Origin of the sequence: Leifsonia sp. Root4, from assembly GCF_001425085.1 — a bacterium.
Lineage (GTDB): Bacteria > Actinomycetota > Actinomycetes > Actinomycetales > Microbacteriaceae > Microterricola.
Map to the genome: position 1 here is coordinate 141,591 of NZ_LMDN01000005.1, position 20,435 is coordinate 162,025.

The following is a 20,435-nucleotide window of genomic DNA, read 5'->3' on the forward strand; positions in this document are numbered from 1 at the left end:
CTTCGGTCACTGGCGCTCCCTCAAGCCAGCGTGAGAAAGCACGCTGGCTCGAGCGAGCGGCGCCGCGATGAAGGAGCAGCGACGCACGCGAAGCCCCGAGCGCGTGCCCGACACTGCAGCCACGACACCCACGCTGGTCGAACTGCAGCCGCGACACCCACGCTGGTCGAGTAGGCCGGCCGCGGCCGTATCGAGACCCGGGCGACCCGATCCGGTCAGGCGCTCAGGGCTTCGGTCGCTGGCGCTCCCTCAAGCCAGCGTGGAAATCTACGAGGTCCCGAGCGGATCCGCCGACACCGCAGCCCAGTCATCCGCGGCGCTCCCTTGAGCCGGCGTGGAGGCGTGCGCAGCGCTTCGAGTCGCGCATTACTCTGCTAAACTCTTGAGGTTGCCGTCTGAACGGCCGCGGATAAAGAGAGCCCAGGCATCCTGCCCCGGGCACCGCGCAATGAGAGAAAAGGGGATCAATTTATGGCACTCGAAGCAGATGTCAAGAAGGCGATCATCGAAGAGTACGCGACCCACCCCGGTGACACCGGATCCCCCGAGGTTCAGGTTGCGATGCTGACGCGTCGCATCAAGGACCTCACGGAGCACCTCAAGGAGCACAAGCACGACCACCACTCGCGTCGTGGACTGCTTCTCCTGGTCGGCCAGCGTCGTCGTCTGCTCGGATACCTCTCCGACGTCGACATCAACCGTTACCGCTCGCTCATCGAGCGTCTCGGACTGCGCCGCTAGTCGCAGCCGAAACGGTGGATCTTCGCTGATACGCGAACTTCTTACGAAACGGGCCGTCACCTTCGGGTGGCGGCCCGTTTTGTGTGCGTTGCACGGCACCGCTGCGCAACGCCGTGTATCTCGACGGTCGCTGTGCGCTCGCCCCCGTAGGCTCGCCTCATGCGCTTTGGAATTGTGATCCTTCCCCAGCACGACTGGCCGGATGCCGCCCGCTACTGGCGCGGTGCGGAACAGCTCGGCTTCGACCACGCCTGGACCTATGACCACCTGTCGTGGCGCAGCCTTGCCGATGAACCGTGGCATGCGACCGTGCCGACGCTGACGGCTGCTGCGATGGTGACGGAGACGATCCGGCTCGGCACCTTCGTCGCCTCGCCGAATTTCCGGCATCCGGTGCCCTTCGCCAAAGACCTGGCGACGCTGGACCAGATCTCCGGAGGGCGCTTCACGCTCGGCCTCGGCTCCGGTGGGACGGGCTTCGACGCGTTCGTGCTCGGTCAGGAAACGTTCACGCCGCGCCAACGGTTCGACCGCTTCGCCGCGTTCGCCGAGGGCCTCGACCTGTTGCTGCGCGGCGAATCTGGCCCGGGGGAGGCGCCGGCCGAGACTGGCGCACCGGACGGAATCTCGTTCTCCGACGAGTGGTACACGGCGCATGGCGCTCGCATGGTGGGGGAGCCGACGCAACGGCCACGGATGCCGTTCCTGATGGCCGCGAATGGGCCGCGCAGCATGCGGCTTGCGGCCCGCCTCGGCCAGGGCTGGGTCACGACCGGGCCCGACGGTCTGGTCGGCGAGGAGTGGTGGCAGGGTGTCGCCGCGCTGAGCGAGCGCATGACCGAGGCGTGCGAGGCGGCCGGCATCGACGCGAGCGGCTTCGACCGCAGCCTGTCGCTCGATTCCGGTGGCCACTTCGCGCTGGAGAGCATCGGCAGCTTCGAGGACAGCGTCGGCCGGGCGGCCGAGCTCGGCTTCACAGACGTGATGGTGCACTGGCCCCGCGCGGACGGCATCTACGCGGGCTCGGAGAGCGTGCTGGAAGAAGCCGCCGCGCGGCTGCCCACGCTGCGCTGAGTTACTCGGCGGGCGGACCCTCCTGGGCAGCCTGCTCGTCCATCCACATGATCTCCCAGATGTGGCCGTCCGGGTCGGCGTACGCGCGGCTGTACATGAAGCCCATGTCCTGCGCGTCGCGCGTTTCGGTGCCGCCTGCGGCGACCGCCTTGTCGACGTGGGCATCGACCTCGGCGCGGCTGGGTTCGTCGAGCGCGTTCAGCACCTGCACGCTGTTCTGCGCATCGATGAGCTCCTTCGTCGTGAACGTCTTGAAGAAGTCCGGCTTGAGCAGCATCGCGTAGATGGCATCACTGATCACCACGCAGATTGCGTTCTCATCGGAAAAGTTCTCGTTGATGCCGTAGCCGAGCGCGCTGTAGAAGTCGCGCGATCGCTGCAGGTCGTCAACGGCCAGGTTCACGAAGATCATGCTGGGCATTGCTTGGCTCGCTTTCTCATGGAGTCGCCTGCGTGGGAGCAGGCGAGTCGAAACAGACTCAACGCTGCACTGCGGCCGCGGCATCCGCAAGCCCCCGTCTGTCGACCGCGGCGGGAGAGTCAAGATATTCTCAGGTCTATGTCCATATGGCGCACCAAGAGCATCGAGGCCTCGCTGGCCGACTCCCACCTCGAGCATCGCAGCCTCAAACGCTCGCTGGGAACGTTCGACCTGATGATCATGGGTGTGGCCGTCGCGGTCGGCGCGGGAATCTTCTCGGTCGGCGCCAAAGCGGCGGGCCAGTACGCCGGGCCCTCCGTGACCGTCGCCTTCGTGCTCGCCGCGATCACGTGCGCCCTCGCGATCATGTGCTACGCCGAATTCGCCTCCACGATCCCCGTCGCGGGATCGGCATACACCTACACCTATGCGACGCTCGGCGAGCTGCTGGCCTGGATCATCGGATGGGATCTGATCCTCGAGATGCTCACCGCCGGGGCTGTGATCGCCAAGTACTGGGGCATCTACCTCAGCAACGTGTTCGAACTCTGGAACTGGGACGTTCCGTCGACGATCCCCGTGCTCGGCCTCGACGTCAGCTGGGGCGCGTTCATCATCGTGGCGATCTTCACCGCCTTGCTCGTGCTCGGAACCAAGCTCAGCTCGCGCGTCGGTGCGGTGTTCACGATCATCAAGGTCGCGATCGTGCTCTTCGTCATCGTGGTCGGAGCCTTCTTCATCAACCCCGCCAACTACACCCCGTTCATCCCGCCGAGCGTGCCGAGCGCGCCGGGGGAGGGTGACGCCTGGGCACAGTCGCTGTTCTCGTTCATGACCGGGGCCGCCCCCGCCCAGTACGGAATCTTCGGGCTCCTCGCCGGGGCATCCATCGTGTTCTTCGCCTTCATCGGTTTCGACGTCGTCGCCACCTCGGCCGAGGAGGTGAAGAACCCGCAGCGCACCCTGCCGCGCGGCATCTTCGGCGGCCTCGCCATCGTCAGCGTGCTCTACATCGGTGTCAGCCTCGTGCTGACCGGGATGGTTCCGTACACGGTGCTCGCGGATGCCGACGACCCCAGCCTCGCGACCGCCTTCGTCGCGGTCGGCGCCGGGTGGGCGGCCCAGGTCATCTCCATCGGCATCCTCGCCGGCCTCACCACGGTGATCATGGTGCTGTTGCTCGGCCTGGCCCGCGTGCTCTTCGCCATGAGCCGCGACGGACTGCTGCCGCAATGGATGAGCCGCACCTCCGACAAGCGCCACACCCCGGCCCGTGTGCAGATCCTCGTCGGAGCGATGGTCGCGCTTCTGGCCGGGCTCACCGACGTGTCGGTGCTCGAGGAGATGATCAACATCGGAACGCTCTCCGCCTTCGTGCTGGTGAGCATCGCCGTCGTGGTGCTGCGCAAGAAGCGCCCCGATCTGCCGCGCGCATACAAGGTGCCGTGGTCGCCCGTGCTTCCGATCCTCTCCGCCGTGCTCTGCGTCTGGCTGATGCTCAACCTGACGACGCTCACCTGGGTGCGTTTCCTCGTCTGGCTCGCCCTCGGCCTCATCGTCTACTTCGGTTACAGCAAGCGGCATTCCCTGCTCGGCAAGCAGCAGGCAGCCGAGAAGGCCGCGGCCACGCAGCAACGCGCGAGCGAGTAGTGTCTGAGCGCGGCCGGGGCAGTATTTCCGGCCGCCATTGGGCCGTTGAGAAACGGATGCCGGCGCGCGGGAATACCGCGGCGCCGGCATCCGTTATCTCAACTACATGCAAACGCATGGATCGATTTGTACTCGCACCACGCGAGAGAAGGAGCGGGCGTTCGCCATGCAGTTCGGACTCTTCACCGTCAGTGACATCACCCAGGACCCCACAACGGGCAAGACCGCGAGTGAGAACGAGCGCATCAAGGCGACCGTCGCCATCGCCAAGCACGCCGAAGAAGTCGGACTCGACGTCTTCGCTCTCGGCGAGCACCACAACCCGCCCTTCTACTCCTCCTCGCCGACCACCACATTGGCCTCGATTGCCGCGCAGACCACGACCCTGACGCTCTCGACCGCGACCACCCTGATCACCACGAACGACCCGGTGAAGATCGCGGAAGACTTCGCGATGCTGCAGCACCTGGCCGACGGTCGCGTCGACCTCACGCTCGGCCGTGGCAACACCGGCCCGGTCTACCCGTGGTTCGGCAAGGACATCCGTCAGGGCATCGAACTCGCGCTCGAGAACTACGCGCTGCTGCGCCGGCTCTGGCGCGAGGACTTCGTCGACTGGAGCGGCCAGTTCCGTACCCCGCTGCAGGGGTTCCAGTCCACGCCGCGCCCGCTGGATGACGTGCCACCGTTCGTCTGGCACGGCTCGATCCGCAGCCCCGAGATCGCCGAGCAGGCCGCCTTCTACGGCGACGGCTTCTTCGCCAACCACATCTTCTGGCCGGCATCCCACACGCAGAAGATGGTGGCGTTCTACCGCCAGCGCTTCGAACACCACGGCCACGGCACCGCCGACCAGGCGATCGTCGGTCTCGGCGGTCAGATCTTTATCGGCAAGACCTCGCAGGAGGCCAAGTCGGCCTTCCGCCCCTACTTCGACAACGCGCCGGTCTACGGTCACGGCCCGAGCCTCGAAGAGTTCACCAGCCAGACGCCTCTGGCCGTCGGCAGCCCGCAGGAGATCATCGACAAGACGCTGGGCTTCCGCGACTACGTGGGCGACTACCAGCGCCAGCTGTTCCTGATGGACCACGCCGGACTGCCGCTGAAGACCGTGCTCGAACAGCTCGACCTGCTCGGCAGTGAGGTGTTGCCCGTGCTGCGTGCCGAGTTCGCTGCCCGCCGTGCGCCGGGAGTGCCAGACGCTCCGACCCACGCCTCGCTGCTGGCCACCAAGAATGCAGCCAACAGCGCGGCACCGGATGCCGTGCCGGCCGCCTCCGGAGCCGCATTCGGCCTCGGCGCCTCCACCACAACCTCGACGGGAGCCTAGTCATGACCGTTCGTAAACTGGCCGTCATCTCGGCCGGCCTCAGCCAGCCGTCGTCGACGCGCATGCTCGCAGACCACCTCGCAGCGGCAACGAGCTCGCGCCTGCGTGAGCAGGGCTTCGAGGTGGAGGTGACCACGGTCGAGCTGCGTGATGTCGCGAGCGACATCATGAACAACATGCTCACCGGCTTCCCGAGCCCCAAGCTCGAGGCCGTGATCGACGCCGTCACCGGCGCCGACGGCCTTATCGCCGTGACGCCGATCTTCACGACCAGCTACAGCGGGCTGTTCAAATCGTTCTTCGACGTGATCGACAACCAGTCCCTCACCGACATGCCCGTGGTCATCGGTGCGACCGCCGGCACGCCGCGGCACTCGCTCGCCCTCGACTACGCGCTGCGCCCGATGTTCACCTATCTGCACGCGAACGTTGCCACGACCGGTGTGTTCGCCGCCACGGGTGACTGGGGCGAGAGCGCAGACTCGGTCAAGACGCTGCCGAACCGCATCGAGCGGGCGGCCGGCGAGCTGGCCGCGCTGATGCACGACTCCGACCGCTCCTCGCAGATCCGCGACCCGTTCGGGTTCGACTCGGTGATGAGCGGAGTGGGTGGCTTCCAACCCAGCTAGACACCACGGGATCCGTTGCCGCCAACGCGGTCTCGATCTGGCGCCCCGCTCACCGAACTGCGGACAGCAGCTGGCGAGCGAGGCGCCAAGCGTCGTCGGAGGCTCCGAGCGTGACATTGCCGACCCGGTTGAGCTTCTTGCGCGCGAGGGACTTCTCGAGCGTCGTGGCGGGAAGGGCCAGGCCCGTCGCCGTGCTGGTCGCCTTCACTTCTGCTCGCCAGTTCTTCCACGCTTCCTTGCAGGACTTCCACGAATTGGCGACTCCCTGTGCGCCCTTGACGGTCGAGACTCCCTGTTTCGCCAGGTCAAGGACGTCATCGGTGCCGAGCAGCTCGGAGGCATCTTCGGCAAGCATGGACGCTTCGTAGACGGCGGTCGTGCAGAGCTTCAGTACGGTTGTGCGCAGGAATCCCAACACCACCGAGCCTGCGGCGTCCTCTACGCTCTTCGCGATGACGTCGGCTCGCCAGTATGCGACCGTCAGCAAGACATCGGGGGCGAAGGACCACCCGTAGAGGACGGGCTTGACCGCCAATGCTGAATGCGGGGCGACGAGCACGGTGTTGGACTCAATCTCAGCGACCCCGAGTCGGAAGAGCTCCTGCACCGGGCTCTCGTCGGTCCAATCGGGAATCGTCGTTTCGTAGCTTGTCCCCGGCGGCGCGTAGACGCGCCAGGCGACATCGGTGTTGTTCTCGACGTAGACGTAGTCGTCACCGGTGCTACATGTGATGAAATCCGGATCCTGGCCTGCAGGAAAATCGCCCGTGTAGTCTGCGAAAGAAAGCTCGGCGCACCGCTCCGTCGTGCCCCAAGCCGGTGCCGACACGGACGTGAGCGCTACCGCGAATCCTGCCCACATTGCGATGAGGGTCCGGGTGAGCATGTGAACCTCGATTCTCAGCAGCCGCCCGTTCAAGCGGTGCTGATGCGCTGTCGCCCACAGCGTAGTGCGCGCGCTCCAGCCAGGGACCGGGGGTGTCCCCGATCCTGTCCAAGGGCCGCCGCCCGCTGCTCAGCGAGCCGAATGCACGATGCCCCGCCCTCGAGATCGAGGGCGGGGCATCGTTGTCGTGATGTGAGGCTGGATCAGCCGCTCTTGCGGCGGAATTCGCGCTGGTGGGAGGCCGGGCCCTGGCTGCGGTTTGCCGCACCCTGACCGTCGAGGTGGGACTCGCCCTTACCCCGGCTGGCCGCCTTCTGCTTGCGCTCCAACGCCTCACGGAACTTGCGCTTGGTCTCTTCTGCCGCGCTGGTGGCGTTCTGTTCTTCGGAACTCATGTGCTCAGTCTGCCACGCACTCGTGCGCGTTGGCCCCATTCGGCCGCTGGCGCACCGCGCAGTGACCCGGCTGCCGTTCCGCGGCCATCACTGCCGGGCAGACCGTCTGGCGGCGGCGATCATCACGCTGCCGAGTAGCAACAGGGCGAGGACGGCCCCCGCGAGGGGCGCCGGATCGCTGCCCGTGCTGGCCAGCGCGGTCGTGGCGGGCGTGGGCGACGTGGTCGGTCCCGCCGGGGAACCGGCCGGCGTGGGCGTCGTCGGCGTGACGGGCGGCACTGTCGTGGGCGGGGCGGTGGGCGGCGTGGTCGCCGGTGGGATCGTCTCCTCGGGAGTCGGAGTCGGAGTCGGAGTCGGAGTCGGAGTCGGAGTCGGCGTGACGGCCGCGCCCGCACTGTTCTGCAGGCTGACCTCGACGGTCGACCCGGCCGCGATCGTGAGCGTCGCCGATGCGCCCAGCACACTCACGTCGCTGCCGCCGAAGATCGGGGCTCCCCAGACGACTCCGGCCTGCGCCGCCGGCTCGCGCTCGCTCAGCGTGACGACGGTTCCGTCCGGCAGTTCCGAGACTCCGGCGCGCCCGCCCGCCCGCACCGTCAGAGAGCCAGTCACGATCTCCCCGTCGAGCGTGTAGCGGTAGTCGACGATGTACCCCGTCGACGCGTCAACGGATGCCGCGGCGGCCCCGTTCACGGTCTTGCTCACGGTGAAGCCGCCCAGGTCGGGGATCGGCGTTCCTCCGCCGTCGCCGCCGGCCTTCACGAACTCGACCGGCCACGACTGGAGCTGCGCATCGTTCGCCGTGAGGCTGTTCTCGAAGACGTCACCGGACTTCGCGTCATCCGGAAGCGTCGTCGTGTAGCTGAACGCGTACATCCGCTCGGCGTCGAAGACGGGACTGTTCACGGTGAAGGTGAACGAGTTGTTGGCGGGGTCATCGATCAGCGTGTACCCGCCTGGACCGGGGGAGAGCTCGGTGTAGTGCGGGCTGTTCCACTCGGACGCGAGGATCCACGATGCCCGGAACGAGTCGGCATCGAAGCGCAGGCGTGGATCGTAGCTGTCGGTGAGCACGACGGGTTCGGTGCCGTCACCGCGCAGGTCCTCGGCCGGGATGAAGATCTGCCAGGTCAGGCTGACCCCATCGCTGTTCAACCAGCCCCATTTGACGGGCTCCGTCGGCGCCGTTCCCGGCTCGCCGACTACGATCCCGCCTCCGGGCACGCTGACCGGGATCGTCACCCCGGTTCCGGAGACGAAGGTGAGGCTGCCGGAGGAGTCCTCCTCTGATGACTGGGCGAAGAAGTACAACGAGCCGGCGACGTCGCGGTGGGTCTCCACGTAGTCGTTGAGCGTGCAGGTGAAGGAGTTCTGGCCGACGACGCAGCTGCCGACCGCGATCTCATCCTCGTCCAGCAGATCGAAGGTCGATTCGAAGCCGATCACCGGGCCGGGGAAGGCCAGGCTGAAGGTGTCGCCCCGCTGGGCGCCCGGCGGGGCGCTCCACTCGGCGTTCACGGTGAACTGCTCCCAGACCTTCAGGGCGACAGTCGTATCGTGACTCTCAATACTGACGCTGCTGATCGCATCGAGCTCGGCGGCCTGGGCGCTGCCGGCGACGGCGATCGCGGGCACCAGGCCGATGAGCGCGGCGAGTGCAACGGACACGCGGGCGGAACCGGCGCGGCGGCGCCGGCCCGCGCTGGGGGTGGACGGGGACGGGAGCATCGGGTTCTCCTTTGACAAGGGACAAGTTGAATCGGGCGAGCTCGGCACCGGAACGGGGTAAGCGTCTCGGTGTCTTCGCTCTCGGTGTCTTCACTGTGGAGACGCGCCAACGAGTGCTTCATGACGCGACGTCGGAAGATCCGTTGCGCGCCGCAACGCGTACGGCGGAGTTCTGGCGCAGCTGTGCGCGTTCCGGGAGCGCGCCCTGAGCCATGTCGTGCCGGGGAATGTCGGCGTAGCATCGCACGGTGAGGCACTGCTCAGGCATGGAGGCCAGCCATGAAATGGATCACTCCGGGCGTCGAAGAGTATGACGACTCGCGCGCCCTGTTCAATGCAATGATCGACAGCCGACCAGCGGTCATCGCCGCCTGTTCCGATCCCACCGACGTCGCCGAGGCGCTCGCGTGGGCCTCCGCGCACGGACTCCCCGTCGCGGTCAGGTCCGGCGGGCACTCGGTCGCCGGCATGTCGACGATCGACGACGGACTCGTCATCGACGTGCGCCCAATGAAGGGCACCCTGGTCGACCCGGCCGCGCGCACCGCAACGGTCGGCGCCGGCCTCACCTGGGGTGAGTTCGACCGCGCAACACAGCAGCACGGACTCGCCACGACGGGCGGCCGCGTGTCGACAACGGGCGTGAGCGGGCTCACCCTCGGAGGTGGATCCGGCTGGCTCGAACGTTCATACGGCCTGGCCTGCGACAGCCTCCTGGCGGTTGACCTCGTCACGGCCGGCGGCGAACGGGTGCACGCCAGCGCAGAGGAGAACCCTGATCTGTTCTGGGCGCTGCACGGCGGTGGCGGCAACTTCGGCGTCGTGACCTCTCTCACTTTCGCGCTGCACGAGCTCGGGCCGCTCGTCCTGGCCGGCCTGATGCTGTGGCCGGAGAGCGAGGGGCGGGCGGTCACCCGCGCCTACCGCGACTTCGCCGTCGACGCCCCTGACGCGCTGGGGTCCGCCCTGATCTGCCTCACCGCTCCGCCGGAGGAGTTCGTCCCAGAACACCTCCGGGGCAAGCCCGCTGTCTCGGTCGGGCTCGTCTATGCCGGCCCCGTCGATGAGGGCATCGAGGTGATCCGGCCGCTGCGCGAACTGCGACCGGTGGTCGACCTCGTCGACGCGATGGGCTACGCCGACTTCCAGTGCATGGTCGATGACCCGCCTGGCCTGTACAACTACTGGACGGCCGACTACCACGATGCGTTCCCGGATGCCGCCATCGACGCCTTCCTCGAATCCGGGCACAATCGCCGATCCGAGAGCTCGCAGCAACTGCTCGTTCCATGGGGCGGCGCCATCGCGCGCGTCGCGGGCGGCGAGACACCGTTGGCCAATCGTAGTGCTCGCTGGGTTTCCCACCCTTTCGCGATGTGGGAAGGGCCGGAGGGCACGGAGGAGAACATCGCCTGGGCGCGTGAATTCCGGCGGAACATCGCTCCGCACACGAACGGCGGCGTCTACCTGAACTTCATCGGGAACGAGGGGCAGGATCGCATCCGCGCAGCGTTCGGCGAGGAGAACTACGCCCGTCTGGCGCGGATCAAGGGGGAGTTCGATCCCGGCAACGTCTTTCAGGGCAATCAGAACATCGTCCCGGCGGGCTGACCCCGGCGCCGCGGCATCCGGGGCCGACACAGGCCGCTCTGCTAGAGTGAGCGAGGATGTCGTGTGCCTCTGGGTGCAGGGCATTCTCAACTGAATAGAGCACCAACGGAGCAGGCTGGCAGGATGCTGGTCCCCTGTGGTGGTATTCCGAGCACAACACTGCGCATGTCAGCAGGTACGTGCACGGCGTATTTCTACTGGTGGCCAGTGCAAGCACATTCACTCGAACGCGCTGAAATCTGTCTGTTCCCCTGCTCCGATGTTCTACTCGCGCGCCACACGGGCGAGCGAGGCTAAACAAAGGAGATAGACCTCTTGGAAGGTCCAGAAATCACGTTCGCCGAAACCGTTATTGACAACGGCAAGTTCGGAACGCGCACCATCCGCTTCGAGACCGGCCGTCTCGCTCAGCAGGCTCAGGGTTCTGCAGCCGCATACATCGACGAAGAGACCATGCTTCTCTCGGCGACCTCTGTCAGCAAGCAGCCGAAGGACAACTTCGACTTCTTCCCGCTCACCATCGACGTCGAAGAGCGTATGTACGCCGCGGGCCGCATCCCGGGCTCCTTCTTCCGTCGCGAGGGCCGCCCCTCCACCGAGGCGATCCTCACCTGCCGTCTGATCGACCGGCCGCTGCGTCCGTCGTTCGTCGACGGTCTCCGCAACGAGATCCAGGTTGTCGTCACCGTTCTGGCCATCGCGCCGGACGAGCTGTACGACGTGCTCGCGATCAACGCGGCCTCGATGTCGACCCAGATCGCCGGTCTGCCGTTCTCCGGCCCGATCGGTGGCGTTCGCGTCGCCCTCGTTCCGACCGAGGCTGGCGCAGGCCAGTGGATCGCCTTCCCGAAGCACTCGCAGCTGACGGATGCCGTGTTCAGCATGGTCGTCGCCGGCCGTGTCGTCACCGACGCCGATGGCAAGGAAGACGTCGCGATCATGATGATCGAGGCCGAGGCCACCGACAACGCCTGGGACCTCATCCAGGGCGGAGCCATCAAGCCGAACGAGCAGGTCATCGCCGAGGGCATCGAGGCATCGAAGCCGTTCATCAAGCAGCTCGTCGAGGCTCAGGCCTCCGTCGCGGCCCGTGCCTCCAAGCCGACCGCCGACTTCAAGCTGTTCCCGCCCTACTCCGACGTGGTCTACGAGGCCGTTTCGGCCCTCGCCCTCGAGGAGCTCAAGGGCATCTACCTGATCGCCGACAAGGTCGAGCGTCAGAACGCCGATGACGAGCTCAAGGGCCGCGTCAAGGAAGCCATCGCCGCCAAGGTTGAGGCCGGAGAGCTCGACGCTTCCGCCCTGAACCAGGTCGGTGCCGCCTACAAGTCGGTCACCAAGAACGTTGTGCGCACCCGTGTGCTCAACGAGGGTGTTCGCATCGACGGCCGTGGCCTGGCAGACATCCGTCCGCTGGACGCCGAGGTTGCTGTCATCCCGCGCGTGCACGGTTCGGCGATCTTCCAGCGCGGCGAGACCCAGATCCTGGGTGTCACCACGCTGAACATGCTGAAGCTCGAGCAGTCGATCGACTCCCTGAGCCCGGTCACCAAGAAGCGCTACATGCACAACTACAACTTCCCGCCCTACTCGACCGGTGAGACCGGCCGTGTTGGAACGCCGAAGCGTCGCGAGATCGGGCACGGCGCACTCGCCGAGCGCGCCCTCGTGCCGGTTCTGCCGACCCGCGAGGAGTTCCCCTACGCGATCCGTCAGGTGTCTGAGGCTCTCAGCTCCAACGGCTCGACGTCGATGGGCTCCGTCTGCGCCTCGACCCTGTCGCTGCTGAACGCCGGTGTGCCCCTCAAGGCCCCCGTCGCCGGTATCGCCATGGGCCTCATCTCCGACACCATCGACGGCCAGACCCGCTACGCGGCTCTCACCGACATCCTCGGTGCCGAAGATGCCCTCGGCGACATGGACTTCAAGGTTGCCGGAACCAGCGAGTTCGTCACCGCGATCCAGCTCGACACCAAGCTCGACGGCATCCCCGCCTCGGTGCTCGCTGCCGCTCTGACGCAGGCGAAGGATGCCCGCAACACGATCCTCTCGGTGATGACCTCGGCCATCGACGTTCCCGACGAGATGGCACCGACCGCGCCTCGCGTGATCTCGGTCCAGATCCCCGTCGACAAGATCGGCGAGCTGATCGGCCCGAAGGGCAAGACGATCAACGCCATCCAGGACGAGACCGGCGCCGACATCTCCATCGAGGAAGACGGCACCGTGTACATCGGCGCCGTCGACGGCCCCTCGGCAGAGGCTGCGCGCGCGCAGGTCAACGCCATCGCGAACCCGACCAACCCCGAGGTTGGCGAGCAGTTCCTCGGAACCGTCGTGAAGATCGCCACCTTCGGTGCGTTCGTCTCGCTGCTCCCCGGCAAGGACGGCCTGCTGCACATCTCTGAGGTGCGCAAGCTCGCCGGTGGCAAGCGTGTCGAGAACGTCGAAGACGTGCTCGGCGTCGGCCAGAAGATCCTCGTCGAGATCACCAAGATCGATGACCGCGGCAAGCTCTCGCTGGCCCCGGTTGTCGTCGAGGACGCCGCCGACAGCGAAGGCCGTGGCCACGAGACCGCGCACGCCGAGGCTCCGGCCGAAGGCGCTGCCGAGTAGTTCAGCACTGCTTCACGCACCATCGCGGTAACGCGGATGCCCGTCTCCCTCGTGGAGGCGGGCATCCGTCGTTTCCGGGCGCGGCCGCCGCACCCGCCTGGGGCGCGAAACCGCTTGCCGTGCCTCCGGCGGGCGGAGTACTGTGCGCCCATGTCGACAAATCCTCAGTTTCGCGTGCGGTTCCTGTCGCGCCTCGGCGCCCTCTCTCTGATCACCATCGGATTGGTCGCGGGCATTGCCGCGGCTCCAGCCACCGCGCTGCAGGGCGCAACCCTGCAGGCCACAACACTGCAGGCCACAACACTGCAAGGCACGGCCGCGACGGCGGTGCCGAGTTCGGGATGGTCGCCCCCGGCCTCCTCGAGCTACGTTGCACTCGGCGACTCGTTCACCGCGGGTCAGGGCGCTCCGCCGTACAAGGCCGGAGCATGCCTGCAGAGCAAGTACGCGAGCTATCCGAGCATCGCGGCCGCGTTCAGCCGGCTCCGGTTGATCGAGAACAAGGCGTGCTCGGGAGCGACGGTCGCCGATGTCGGGGCTCAGCTCGTCGGCGTGAGCGCGTCCACGAAGATTGTCACCCTCACGGTGGGGGCGATCGATGCCGGCTCGAATGACGTGCTCGCCGCCTGCGCTCCCGACCCGGCGTCGCCGCTCTGTGCCGCCGCGATCGCCGCCAGCACCGCGAAGCTGCAGGCGCTCGGCCCCCAGCTCGCCGGGCTCTACGCCACGATCGCCGCGACCCTGCCGGAAGCGCACGTCGTCGTGCTGAACTACCCGAAGCTGTTCAACCCGGGCGTCGCGCCGTTGGGCGACCTCGTCAACACCGCCACCGACGCCTTGAACGCCGTCATCCAGGGCGCCGTCGCGGCGACCGCCAACCCGCGGATCATCCACGTCGATGTGACGCAGGAGTTCGCGGGCCACGGCATCGGCGCCCGGCTGCCGTACATCAGCTTCGATCAGGCCAATCTGCTCGCGCCGGCGAATTTCCACCCGAATGCACTGGGCAACGCGCTCGGCTACACCCGGGCACTCGCCAACGATGGGGTGCTCCGCCGCTGACGCGCCCACAATGTGGCGCGCAGCGGGTGGGGCGCTATCGCCGGGACGTGCCCAAGCGGCGACGCAGCAACGGCTCCAAGCGGAACGGGATCAGTTCGCCCATCGAGAGCGAGGTCTGGGTGCGCTTGACGCCGCGGCAGGCGAGGATCAGGGCGTCGATGCGGAACAGGTCCTCAGCGTCGAGGCAGACGACGCGTACGAGCAGGTCGCTGCGGCCGCTCAGGCCGTGGGCCTGCACGACCTCCGGTACGGCGGCCAACTCCCGCACAATCGACGAGACGCGTTTCTGCTTCACGTGCACCTCGATGAAGGCCGTCAGCGGGTAGCCGAGCGCCGCGCTGTTGATCCGGCGCTCGAAGGAATCGAAGAGCCCGGCCGACTCCAGTTTCGCCATTCTGGCTTGCACGGTGTTGCGGCTGAGCCCGAGCTGTTCGGCCAGTGCGACGGTCGTGGATCGCGGTTCGGCGGAGAGCGCCAGGAGGAGCTCGACATCGCTCGCGTCAAGAGTGTGCATAATGCGCAAAAATAGCAGCGGCTGGCCGCGTTGTACAGGGCAACATGCTCAAGGGAATCCGCGGTGATTGTGCTTGATGTGCAGGCGGCGTAGCCTCGCAGTAGCACCGGCAGCGTGGCCGGATGCCGGGTCGAGGGCGCCACAAGCGTGATCGACTGTCGCCGTGACCGAACGGAGTTCGCGTGATGATCAAGACGCAGATACCGACCCCGATGCCAGGCCAGACGATGGCAGCCCCAAGCCCATCCGAAGCGGGCTCGTCCGAACCGGGCTCCCCGGCATCGAGCTCCCCGGCATCGAGCTCGCCGGAACAGGACGCGGCCACCCGGTCCGATACGGCGCCGGCGATCGCCGACGACGACACCGCCGCCCGACTTCTCACTGCCGCGGGCGAGCGAGTTCCCAATGCCGAGCTTGAGCCGTGGGCCAGCGAACTCGACGCAGAGGCCATCGGCGGGCTCTACCGCGACATGGTGGTCGTGCGCCGACTCGACGCGGAGGGCATCGCGCTGCAGCGTCAGGGCCAGCTCGGCCTGTGGCCGCCGCTGCTCGGCCAGGAGGCCGCCCAGATCGGCTCGGCCAGGGCACTGCGGGCAGACGACTTCGTCTTCTCCAGCTACCGCGAAATGGCCGTCGCCTGGGTGCGCGGCGCCCGCCCGGAGGGGCTCACCCGCGCGTGGCGGGGCATCTCGGCATCCGGATGGGACCCGTTCACCGTGAACATGGCCCCGATGCAGGTGATCATCGGTGCGCAGTCGCTGCACGCGACGGGCTACGCGCTCGGCATTCAGAACGACGGCGACGACGCCGTCGCCGTCGCCTACTTCGGCGACGGCGCGACGAGCGAGGGCGATGTGAACGAGGCGATGGTGTTCGCCGCGAGCTTCCAGGCGCCGGTGATCTTCTTCTGCCAGAACAACCACTGGGCCATCTCTGAGCCCGTCGGTCTGCAGGCGCACCGGGCCATCTCCGACCGGGCCCCCGGCTTCGGGATCCCGAGCATGCGCGTGGACGGCAACGACGTGCTCGCGGTGTTCGCCGCCATGCGGAGCGCACTCGACCGCGCACGGAACGGAGGCGGCCCGACCTTCATCGAGGCCGTGACCTACCGCATGGGCCCGCACACGACCGCCGACGACCCCACCCGCTACCGCGACCCGGCCGAGCTGGAGCTCTGGGCCGGCCGCGACCCGATCCGCCGCGTCGAGGCACTGCTGCGCGAGATGGGAGCGTTCACGCCCGAGTTCGAGCAGCAGGTCGCGGATGCCGCTGACACCGCGGCCGCCGAGCTGCGCGCCGTCACCATCGCGCTGCCGGATCCCGCGCCGCTCAGCGTGTTCGACCACGTCTACGCCGAGCCGCACAGCGCCCTGGAGCGGGAGCGCGAGCAGTACCGGATCTACCTGGAGCAGTTCGAGCCGGCCGCGGGAGAAAGCACAGCTGGAGCCAGCACACCGGGAGCCAGCACGCCGGGAGCCAGCTCAGGCCCTGCAGAATCCACGAGCCCAGACAATGGAGGTGCACGATGACCGTGATGACACTCGGTGGCGCGATCAACGCCGGACTGCGTGCCGCACTCGCCGGCGACGACAAGGTCATGCTGATGGGCGAGGACATCGGTGCGCTCGGCGGTGTCTACCGGATCACCGACAAACTGCAGGCGGAATTCGGCCCGCGCCGCGTCGTCGACACCCCGCTGGCGGAAGCCGGCATCCTCGGCACCGCCGTCGGCCTCGCGTTCCGGGGCTACCGCCCGGTCGTCGAGATCCAGTTCGACGGCTTCATCTACCCGGCGTTCGACCAGATCGTGAGCCAGGTGTCGCGGATGCACGCACGCACGGAGGGCGCCGTGACGCTGCCCATAACGATCCGGGTGCCCTTCGGAGGCGGTATCGGCTCCGCCGAGCACCACTCCGAGTCGCCGGAGGCGTACTTCGCGCACACACCCGGTCTGCGGGTCATCAGCCCGTCGACGCCCCAGGATGCGTTCACCATGATCCAGCAGGCGATCGCCAGCTCCGACCCCGTGCTGTTCTTCGAGCCGAAGCGGCGCTATCACGTGAAGGGTGAGGTCGACATCGATCGCCCGCTCGCCGACGCGGCACCGATGGGGGGGCGCCCACGTCGTCGTTCCCGGCACCGACGTCACGCTCGTCGCCTACGGGCCGCTCGTGGCCACGGCCAGAGACGCGGCCACCGCGGCGCTGGCCGAAGGCGTGTCGATCGAGGTCGTCGATCTGCGCTCGCTCGCCCCGCTCGACCTCGAGACCCTCGCGGCATCCGTGCAGAAGACGGGCCGTCTCGTCATCACCCACGAGGCGTCCGGCGCGGGCGGGCTCGGCGCGGAGGTCGCCGCGAGCATCACGGAGCGCTGCTTCGAGTATCTGGAGCACGCTCCCGTGCGGGTGACCGGATTCGGGGTTCCGTACCCGCCGGCCAAGCTCGAACGGCACTATCTGCCGGACCTCGACCGCATCCTCGATGGCGTCGACCGCGCGCTCGGCCGCGCGGGCTCTGCAAACACCGTGCTCGACGCGGGGGTGACGCGATGAGTGAGATTCGTGCGTTCCGCTTGCCCGACCTCGGTGAGGGTCTGACCGAGTCGGAGGTCGTCAACTGGCGCGTCGCCGTCGGTGACACGGTCACGCTCAACCAGATCATCGCCGAGGTGGAGACCGCCAAGGCCATCGTCGAGCTTCCGGCTCCCTACGCGGGCACGATCACGCGCATCTACGCCGAGCCTGGCGTCACCGTGAACGTCGGCGAGCCGCTGATCGACTTCGAGGTGCCGGATGCCGGCGGCAACGGCAGCAGCGATGCGCCGACGACACCGATCGCTCAGGCCGGAGGAGCGGAAGCCGTGACGCCGAACCTCGTCGGCTACGGTGCGCCGCCCGAGTCCGGTGACGGCCCCGCGCGCCGGGCCCGTCGTCGATTGGAGACGCAGGCGATCCCGATCGTGCGCGGCCAGGACGCCGGTGCGGACGTCGCGGGCGGAACCGGAACCGTTGCCACCGCCACGGGAACGGGGCCGGTGGGCACCACGACAGGCGGCATGGCGGCGCGAGCGCGCTCGACGCCGCCCGTGCGCAAGCTCGCACACGATCTCGGCATCGATCTCGAACAGCTGCATGGCAGCGGCACCGGGGGAGCCGTGACCCGCGACGACGTGGAGGCCGCCTTCGCCGAGCGCTTCGGCGGTGGCACCGCGACATCCGCCACTCAGGCATCCCCAGCGACCACAGCTCCCGCCGAGGCACCCAGCGCGGCGCAGGCGACGGGGCGCCCGAGTGTGCCGGCCCCCGACGAGGACGGCGTGACCCGCATCCCCATCCACGGTGTGCGCAAGCACACGGCGGCCGCGATGGTGCAGAGCGCCTTCACCGCGCCGCACGTGAGCTGCTTCCTCACCGTCGACGTCGGGCGGAGCGTCGAGCTCCTCGCGGAACTGCGGGCAGAGCGCACGGCCGACGGCCCCAAGATCGGTATCCTCGCGCTCGTCGCCCAGGCCGTGTGCCTGGCTGCACGGCGCACGCCGGAGTTGAACGCGCACTGGGACGAGGCCGCCCAGCAGATCGTGCAGTACCGCTCCGTGCACCTCGGCATCGCCGCGGCCACCCCGCGCGGACTGATGGTTCCGGTGATCGCCGACGCGCAGGCGATGGGACTCGCCGAGCTCGCCACCGCCATCGCCGGGCTCAGCGAGGCGGCCAGGGCGGGGACCACGACTCCGCAGGCCCTCCGCGGCGGCACCTTCAGCATCAGCAACATCGGTGTCTTCGGTGTCGATGCCGGCACGCCGATCCTGAACCCGGGGGAGGCCGGCATCCTGGCCATCGGGGCCTTGCGCCGGGAGCCGCGCGAGTGGCAGGGCGAGATCGCGCTGCGCGATGTGCTCACGCTCAGCCTCAGCTTCGACCACCGGGTCGTCGACGGCGAGCAGGGGGCCCACTTCCTTCGCGATGTCGGAATGATCCTGAACAATCCCGGCCGTGTTCTGAGCATGCTGTGAGCCGTCGGCTGACTAGGGTGGGATCACGTTCCGCCGGGGTGACGTCCGGCCGCGAAGCAGCGGGGAGGCCTCGATGAGCGCTCTGTTCGACACCGCCGGGGCCCGAGCGGGCACGACGACCCCATCGGGCACGACAACACTGACTGGCACGACAACACTGCGGAGCGCGATCGATCCGGATTCCGCGCCGTTCCTCGCCAACGACTCCGCGCAGCGCGGCCTCGTGGCCGAGCTCAACGAGCTGTTGGCGACGGCGGCCAGAGGCGGGCCGGAGCAATCGCGCCTCCGGCACACGGGGCGCGGCAAGCTGCTGCCCCGCGATCGCGTGGACCGCCTGCTCGATCCGGGCAGTCCCTTCCTCGAGATCGCGCCGCTCGCCGCTCATGGGCTCTACGATTCGGAGGCGCCGGCCGCCGGGGTCATCGCCGGCATCGGGCTGGTGCACGGGCGACACGTCATGGTGATCTGCAACGACGCCACCGTGAAGGGCGGCACCTACTTCCCGCTGACGGTGAAGAAACACCTCCGTGCCCAGGAGATCGCCCTGGAGAATCGGATCCCGTGCATCGCGCTCGTCGATTCCGGTGGCGCCTACCTGCCGATGCAGGACGAGGTGTTCCCCGACCGTGAGCACTTCGGGCGGATCTTCTACAACCAGGCGCGGATGTCGGCGGCCCGCATCCCACAGATCGCGGCCGTGCTCGGCTCCTGCACAGCCGGCGGCGCCTACGTGCCCGCGATGAGTGACGAGACGGTAATCGTGCGCGGACAGGGCACGATCTTCCTCGGCGGACCACCGCTGGTCAAGGCGGCCATCGGCGAGGTCGTCACGGCCGAGGAGCTCGGCGGCGGGGAACTGCACTCCCAGGTCTCCGGTGTCACCGACCACCTGGCCGAGAACGACGCACACGCCCTGGAGATCGTGCGGGACATCGTCGCAACGCTCCCGCCGCCGGCCGCACCGGCCTGGGCCGTCGCGGAGAGCAGCGAGCCGCACGCGGTTCAGGGCGAGCTCTACGGCATCGTGCCGCTGGACGTGCAGGCCGACTACGACGTGCGCGAGGTGATCGCCCGCCTCGTCGACGACAGCGCCATGCACGAGTTCAAGCGGGAGTACGGCACGACACTCGTGACCGGCTTCGCGCACATCCACGGCCACCCGGTCGGCATCGTCGCCAACAATGGCGTGCTCTTCAGCGAGTCGGCCGAGAAGGGCGCGCACTTCATCGAACTCTGCGACCAGCGCGGCATCCCGCTGCTGTTCCTGCAGAACATCTCTGGCTTCATGGTCGGCCGCGAGGCAGAGGCCGGCGGCATCGCCAAACACGGCGCCAAGATGGTGACGGCCGTCGCGACGACGCGGGTGCCGAAGCTCACCGTCGTCATCGGCGGGTCATTCGGCGCCGGCAACTATTCGATGTGCGGTCGTGCATACTCGCCCCGCTTCCTCTGGATGTGGCCGGGTGCCCGCATCTCGGTGATGGGCGGGGAGCAGGCGGCCTCCGTTCTCGCCACCGTCAAGCGCGACCAGTACGAGGCGCGCGGCGAGGAGTGGGCGGCGCCGAACGAGGAGGCGTTCCGTGCCCCGATCAGGGACCGCTACGAGAGTCAGGGCAGCCCGTACTACTCGACGGCGCGGCTCTGGGACGACGGCGTGATCGACCCGGCCGACACCCGCAGGGTGCTCGGCCTCGCCCTCGACGTCTGCAGCAGGACCCCGCTGCCCGAGCCGGCCTTCGGCCTCTTCCGGATGTGATGCGCGCCAT

General features: G+C 68.0%; 15 protein-coding genes and 2 pseudogenes. 12 read left to right on the forward strand and 5 right to left on the reverse strand.

Features of this window, described 5'->3' with window-relative positions; genetic code table 11:
• The first annotated feature begins 471 nt into the window (after nt 1-471).
• Nucleotides 472-741 (forward strand): 30S ribosomal protein S15, encoded by a 270-nt coding sequence (gene rpsO, locus ASC66_RS16450; protein WP_055842152.1) that lies wholly within the window; start codon nt 472-474, stop codon nt 739-741.
• Nucleotides 742-900: 159 nt separating this feature from the next.
• Nucleotides 901-1,815, forward strand: coding sequence for an LLM class flavin-dependent oxidoreductase (locus ASC66_RS16455; RefSeq protein ID WP_055842155.1), 915 nt, complete (start codon nt 901-903; stop codon nt 1,813-1,815).
• A 1-nt stretch (nt 1,816) separates the two neighbouring features.
• Here ASC66_RS16455 and ASC66_RS16460 read toward each other — a convergent pair whose 3' ends face one another.
• Entirely contained in the window at nt 1,817-2,236 is a 420-nt protein-coding gene (locus ASC66_RS16460) for a VOC family protein (protein ID WP_055842158.1), read from the reverse strand.
• A 138-nt stretch (nt 2,237-2,374) separates the two neighbouring features.
• Here ASC66_RS16460 and ASC66_RS16465 point away from each other — a divergent pair, with 138 nt between their 5' ends.
• The 3 genes from ASC66_RS16465 to ASC66_RS16475 all read left to right on the forward strand — a co-directional run bounded on the left by ASC66_RS16465 (nt 2,375) and on the right by ASC66_RS16475 (nt 5,845).
• Nucleotides 2,375-3,886, forward strand: coding sequence for an amino acid permease (locus tag ASC66_RS16465; protein WP_055842161.1), 1,512 nt, complete (start codon nt 2,375-2,377; stop codon nt 3,884-3,886).
• 166 nt (nt 3,887-4,052) lie between these two features.
• The gene (locus tag ASC66_RS16470; protein WP_055842164.1) at nt 4,053-5,216 is read left to right on the forward strand and encodes an LLM class flavin-dependent oxidoreductase; all 1,164 of its coding nucleotides are present in this window, start codon (nt 4,053-4,055) and stop codon (nt 5,214-5,216) included.
• 2 nt (nt 5,217-5,218) lie between these two features.
• Nucleotides 5,219-5,845, forward strand: coding sequence for an FMN reductase (locus ASC66_RS16475; RefSeq protein WP_055842167.1), 627 nt, complete (start codon nt 5,219-5,221; stop codon nt 5,843-5,845).
• A gap of 49 nt (nt 5,846-5,894) precedes the next feature.
• On the opposite strand, the gene ASC66_RS16480 is transcribed toward ASC66_RS16475, so the two are convergent.
• From ASC66_RS16480 to ASC66_RS18225, 3 genes are all read right to left on the reverse strand, one after another.
• Nucleotides 5,895-6,731 (reverse strand): hypothetical protein, encoded by an 837-nt coding sequence (locus ASC66_RS16480; RefSeq protein WP_055842170.1) that lies wholly within the window; start codon nt 6,729-6,731, stop codon nt 5,895-5,897.
• Nucleotides 6,732-6,934: 203 nt separating this feature from the next.
• A complete protein-coding gene (locus ASC66_RS16485) occupies nt 6,935-7,126 on the reverse strand; it encodes a DUF5302 domain-containing protein (protein WP_055842172.1) in 192 nt (63 codons plus the stop codon).
• An 87-nt stretch (nt 7,127-7,213) separates the two neighbouring features.
• Nucleotides 7,214-8,854 (reverse strand): Ig-like domain-containing protein, encoded by a 1,641-nt coding sequence (locus tag ASC66_RS18225; protein ID WP_055842175.1) that lies wholly within the window; start codon nt 8,852-8,854, stop codon nt 7,214-7,216.
• Nucleotides 8,855-9,133: 279 nt separating this feature from the next.
• Here ASC66_RS18225 and ASC66_RS16495 point away from each other — a divergent pair, with 279 nt between their 5' ends.
• From ASC66_RS16495 to ASC66_RS16505, 3 genes are all read left to right on the forward strand, one after another.
• Nucleotides 9,134-10,465 (forward strand): FAD-binding oxidoreductase, encoded by a 1,332-nt coding sequence (locus ASC66_RS16495; protein WP_055842177.1) that lies wholly within the window; start codon nt 9,134-9,136, stop codon nt 10,463-10,465.
• 315 nt (nt 10,466-10,780) lie between these two features.
• Nucleotides 10,781-13,081, forward strand: coding sequence for a polyribonucleotide nucleotidyltransferase (locus ASC66_RS16500; protein ID WP_055842180.1), 2,301 nt, complete (start codon nt 10,781-10,783; stop codon nt 13,079-13,081).
• A gap of 150 nt (nt 13,082-13,231) precedes the next feature.
• A complete protein-coding gene (locus ASC66_RS16505) occupies nt 13,232-14,143 on the forward strand; it encodes an SGNH/GDSL hydrolase family protein (RefSeq protein ID WP_055842183.1) in 912 nt (303 codons plus the stop codon).
• A 34-nt stretch (nt 14,144-14,177) separates the two neighbouring features.
• Here ASC66_RS16505 and ASC66_RS16510 read toward each other — a convergent pair whose 3' ends face one another.
• On the reverse strand, nt 14,178-14,657 hold the full coding sequence (locus ASC66_RS16510; RefSeq protein WP_055842186.1) for an Lrp/AsnC family transcriptional regulator: 480 nt from the start codon (nt 14,655-14,657) through the stop codon (nt 14,178-14,180).
• Nucleotides 14,658-14,842: 185 nt separating this feature from the next.
• On the opposite strand from ASC66_RS16510, the gene pdhA reads away from it, so the two are divergent.
• From pdhA to ASC66_RS16530, 4 genes and pseudogenes are all read left to right on the forward strand, one after another.
• Complete coding sequence (pdhA, locus tag ASC66_RS16515) at nt 14,843-16,186, forward strand: pyruvate dehydrogenase (acetyl-transferring) E1 component subunit alpha (protein ID WP_235496981.1); 1,344 nt, start codon at nt 14,843-14,845, stop codon at nt 16,184-16,186.
• Nucleotides 16,183-17,209, forward strand: a pseudogene (locus tag ASC66_RS16520) (alpha-ketoacid dehydrogenase subunit beta). Before pdhA ends, ASC66_RS16520 begins: the two are co-directional and overlap by 4 nt.
• A 26-nt stretch (nt 17,210-17,235) precedes the next feature.
• A pseudogene (locus tag ASC66_RS16525) lies at nt 17,236-18,669 on the forward strand (dihydrolipoamide acetyltransferase family protein); the annotation flags it as partial.
• A 73-nt stretch (nt 18,670-18,742) separates the two neighbouring features.
• A complete protein-coding gene (locus ASC66_RS16530; protein WP_082492443.1) occupies nt 18,743-20,425 on the forward strand; it encodes a carboxyl transferase domain-containing protein in 1,683 nt (560 codons plus the stop codon).
• Nucleotides 20,426-20,435 lie beyond the last annotated feature (10 nt).

What these genes read in the sequence shown, in the direction of transcription:
- ASC66_RS16465 (WP_055842161.1), top strand. Translation starts at nt 2,375, where the DNA reads ATGTCCATATGGCGCACCAAGAGCATCGAGGCCTCGCTGGCCGACTCC.
- ASC66_RS16480 (WP_055842170.1), bottom strand. Translation starts at nt 6,731, where the DNA reads ATGCTCACCCGGACCCTCATCGCAATGTGGGCAGGATTCGCGGTAGCG.
- ASC66_RS16530 (WP_082492443.1), top strand. Translation starts at nt 18,743, where the DNA reads ATGAGCGCTCTGTTCGACACCGCCGGGGCCCGAGCGGGCACGACGACC.
- ASC66_RS16460 (WP_055842158.1), bottom strand. Translation starts at nt 2,236, where the DNA reads ATGCCCAGCATGATCTTCGTGAACCTGGCCGTTGACGACCTGCAGCGA.
- ASC66_RS16485 (WP_055842172.1), bottom strand. Translation starts at nt 7,126, where the DNA reads ATGAGTTCCGAAGAACAGAACGCCACCAGCGCGGCAGAAGAGACCAAG.
- pdhA (WP_235496981.1), top strand. Translation starts at nt 14,843, where the DNA reads ATGATCAAGACGCAGATACCGACCCCGATGCCAGGCCAGACGATGGCA.
- ASC66_RS18225 (WP_055842175.1), bottom strand. Translation starts at nt 8,854, where the DNA reads ATGCTCCCGTCCCCGTCCACCCCCAGCGCGGGCCGGCGCCGCCGCGCC.
- rpsO (WP_055842152.1), top strand. Translation starts at nt 472, where the DNA reads ATGGCACTCGAAGCAGATGTCAAGAAGGCGATCATCGAAGAGTACGCG.
- ASC66_RS16455 (WP_055842155.1), top strand. Translation starts at nt 901, where the DNA reads ATGCGCTTTGGAATTGTGATCCTTCCCCAGCACGACTGGCCGGATGCC.
- ASC66_RS16475 (WP_055842167.1), top strand. Translation starts at nt 5,219, where the DNA reads ATGACCGTTCGTAAACTGGCCGTCATCTCGGCCGGCCTCAGCCAGCCG.
- ASC66_RS16495 (WP_055842177.1), top strand. Translation starts at nt 9,134, where the DNA reads ATGAAATGGATCACTCCGGGCGTCGAAGAGTATGACGACTCGCGCGCC.
- ASC66_RS16510 (WP_055842186.1), bottom strand. Translation starts at nt 14,657, where the DNA reads ATGCACACTCTTGACGCGAGCGATGTCGAGCTCCTCCTGGCGCTCTCC.
- ASC66_RS16505 (WP_055842183.1), top strand. Translation starts at nt 13,232, where the DNA reads ATGTCGACAAATCCTCAGTTTCGCGTGCGGTTCCTGTCGCGCCTCGGC.
- ASC66_RS16470 (WP_055842164.1), top strand. Translation starts at nt 4,053, where the DNA reads ATGCAGTTCGGACTCTTCACCGTCAGTGACATCACCCAGGACCCCACA.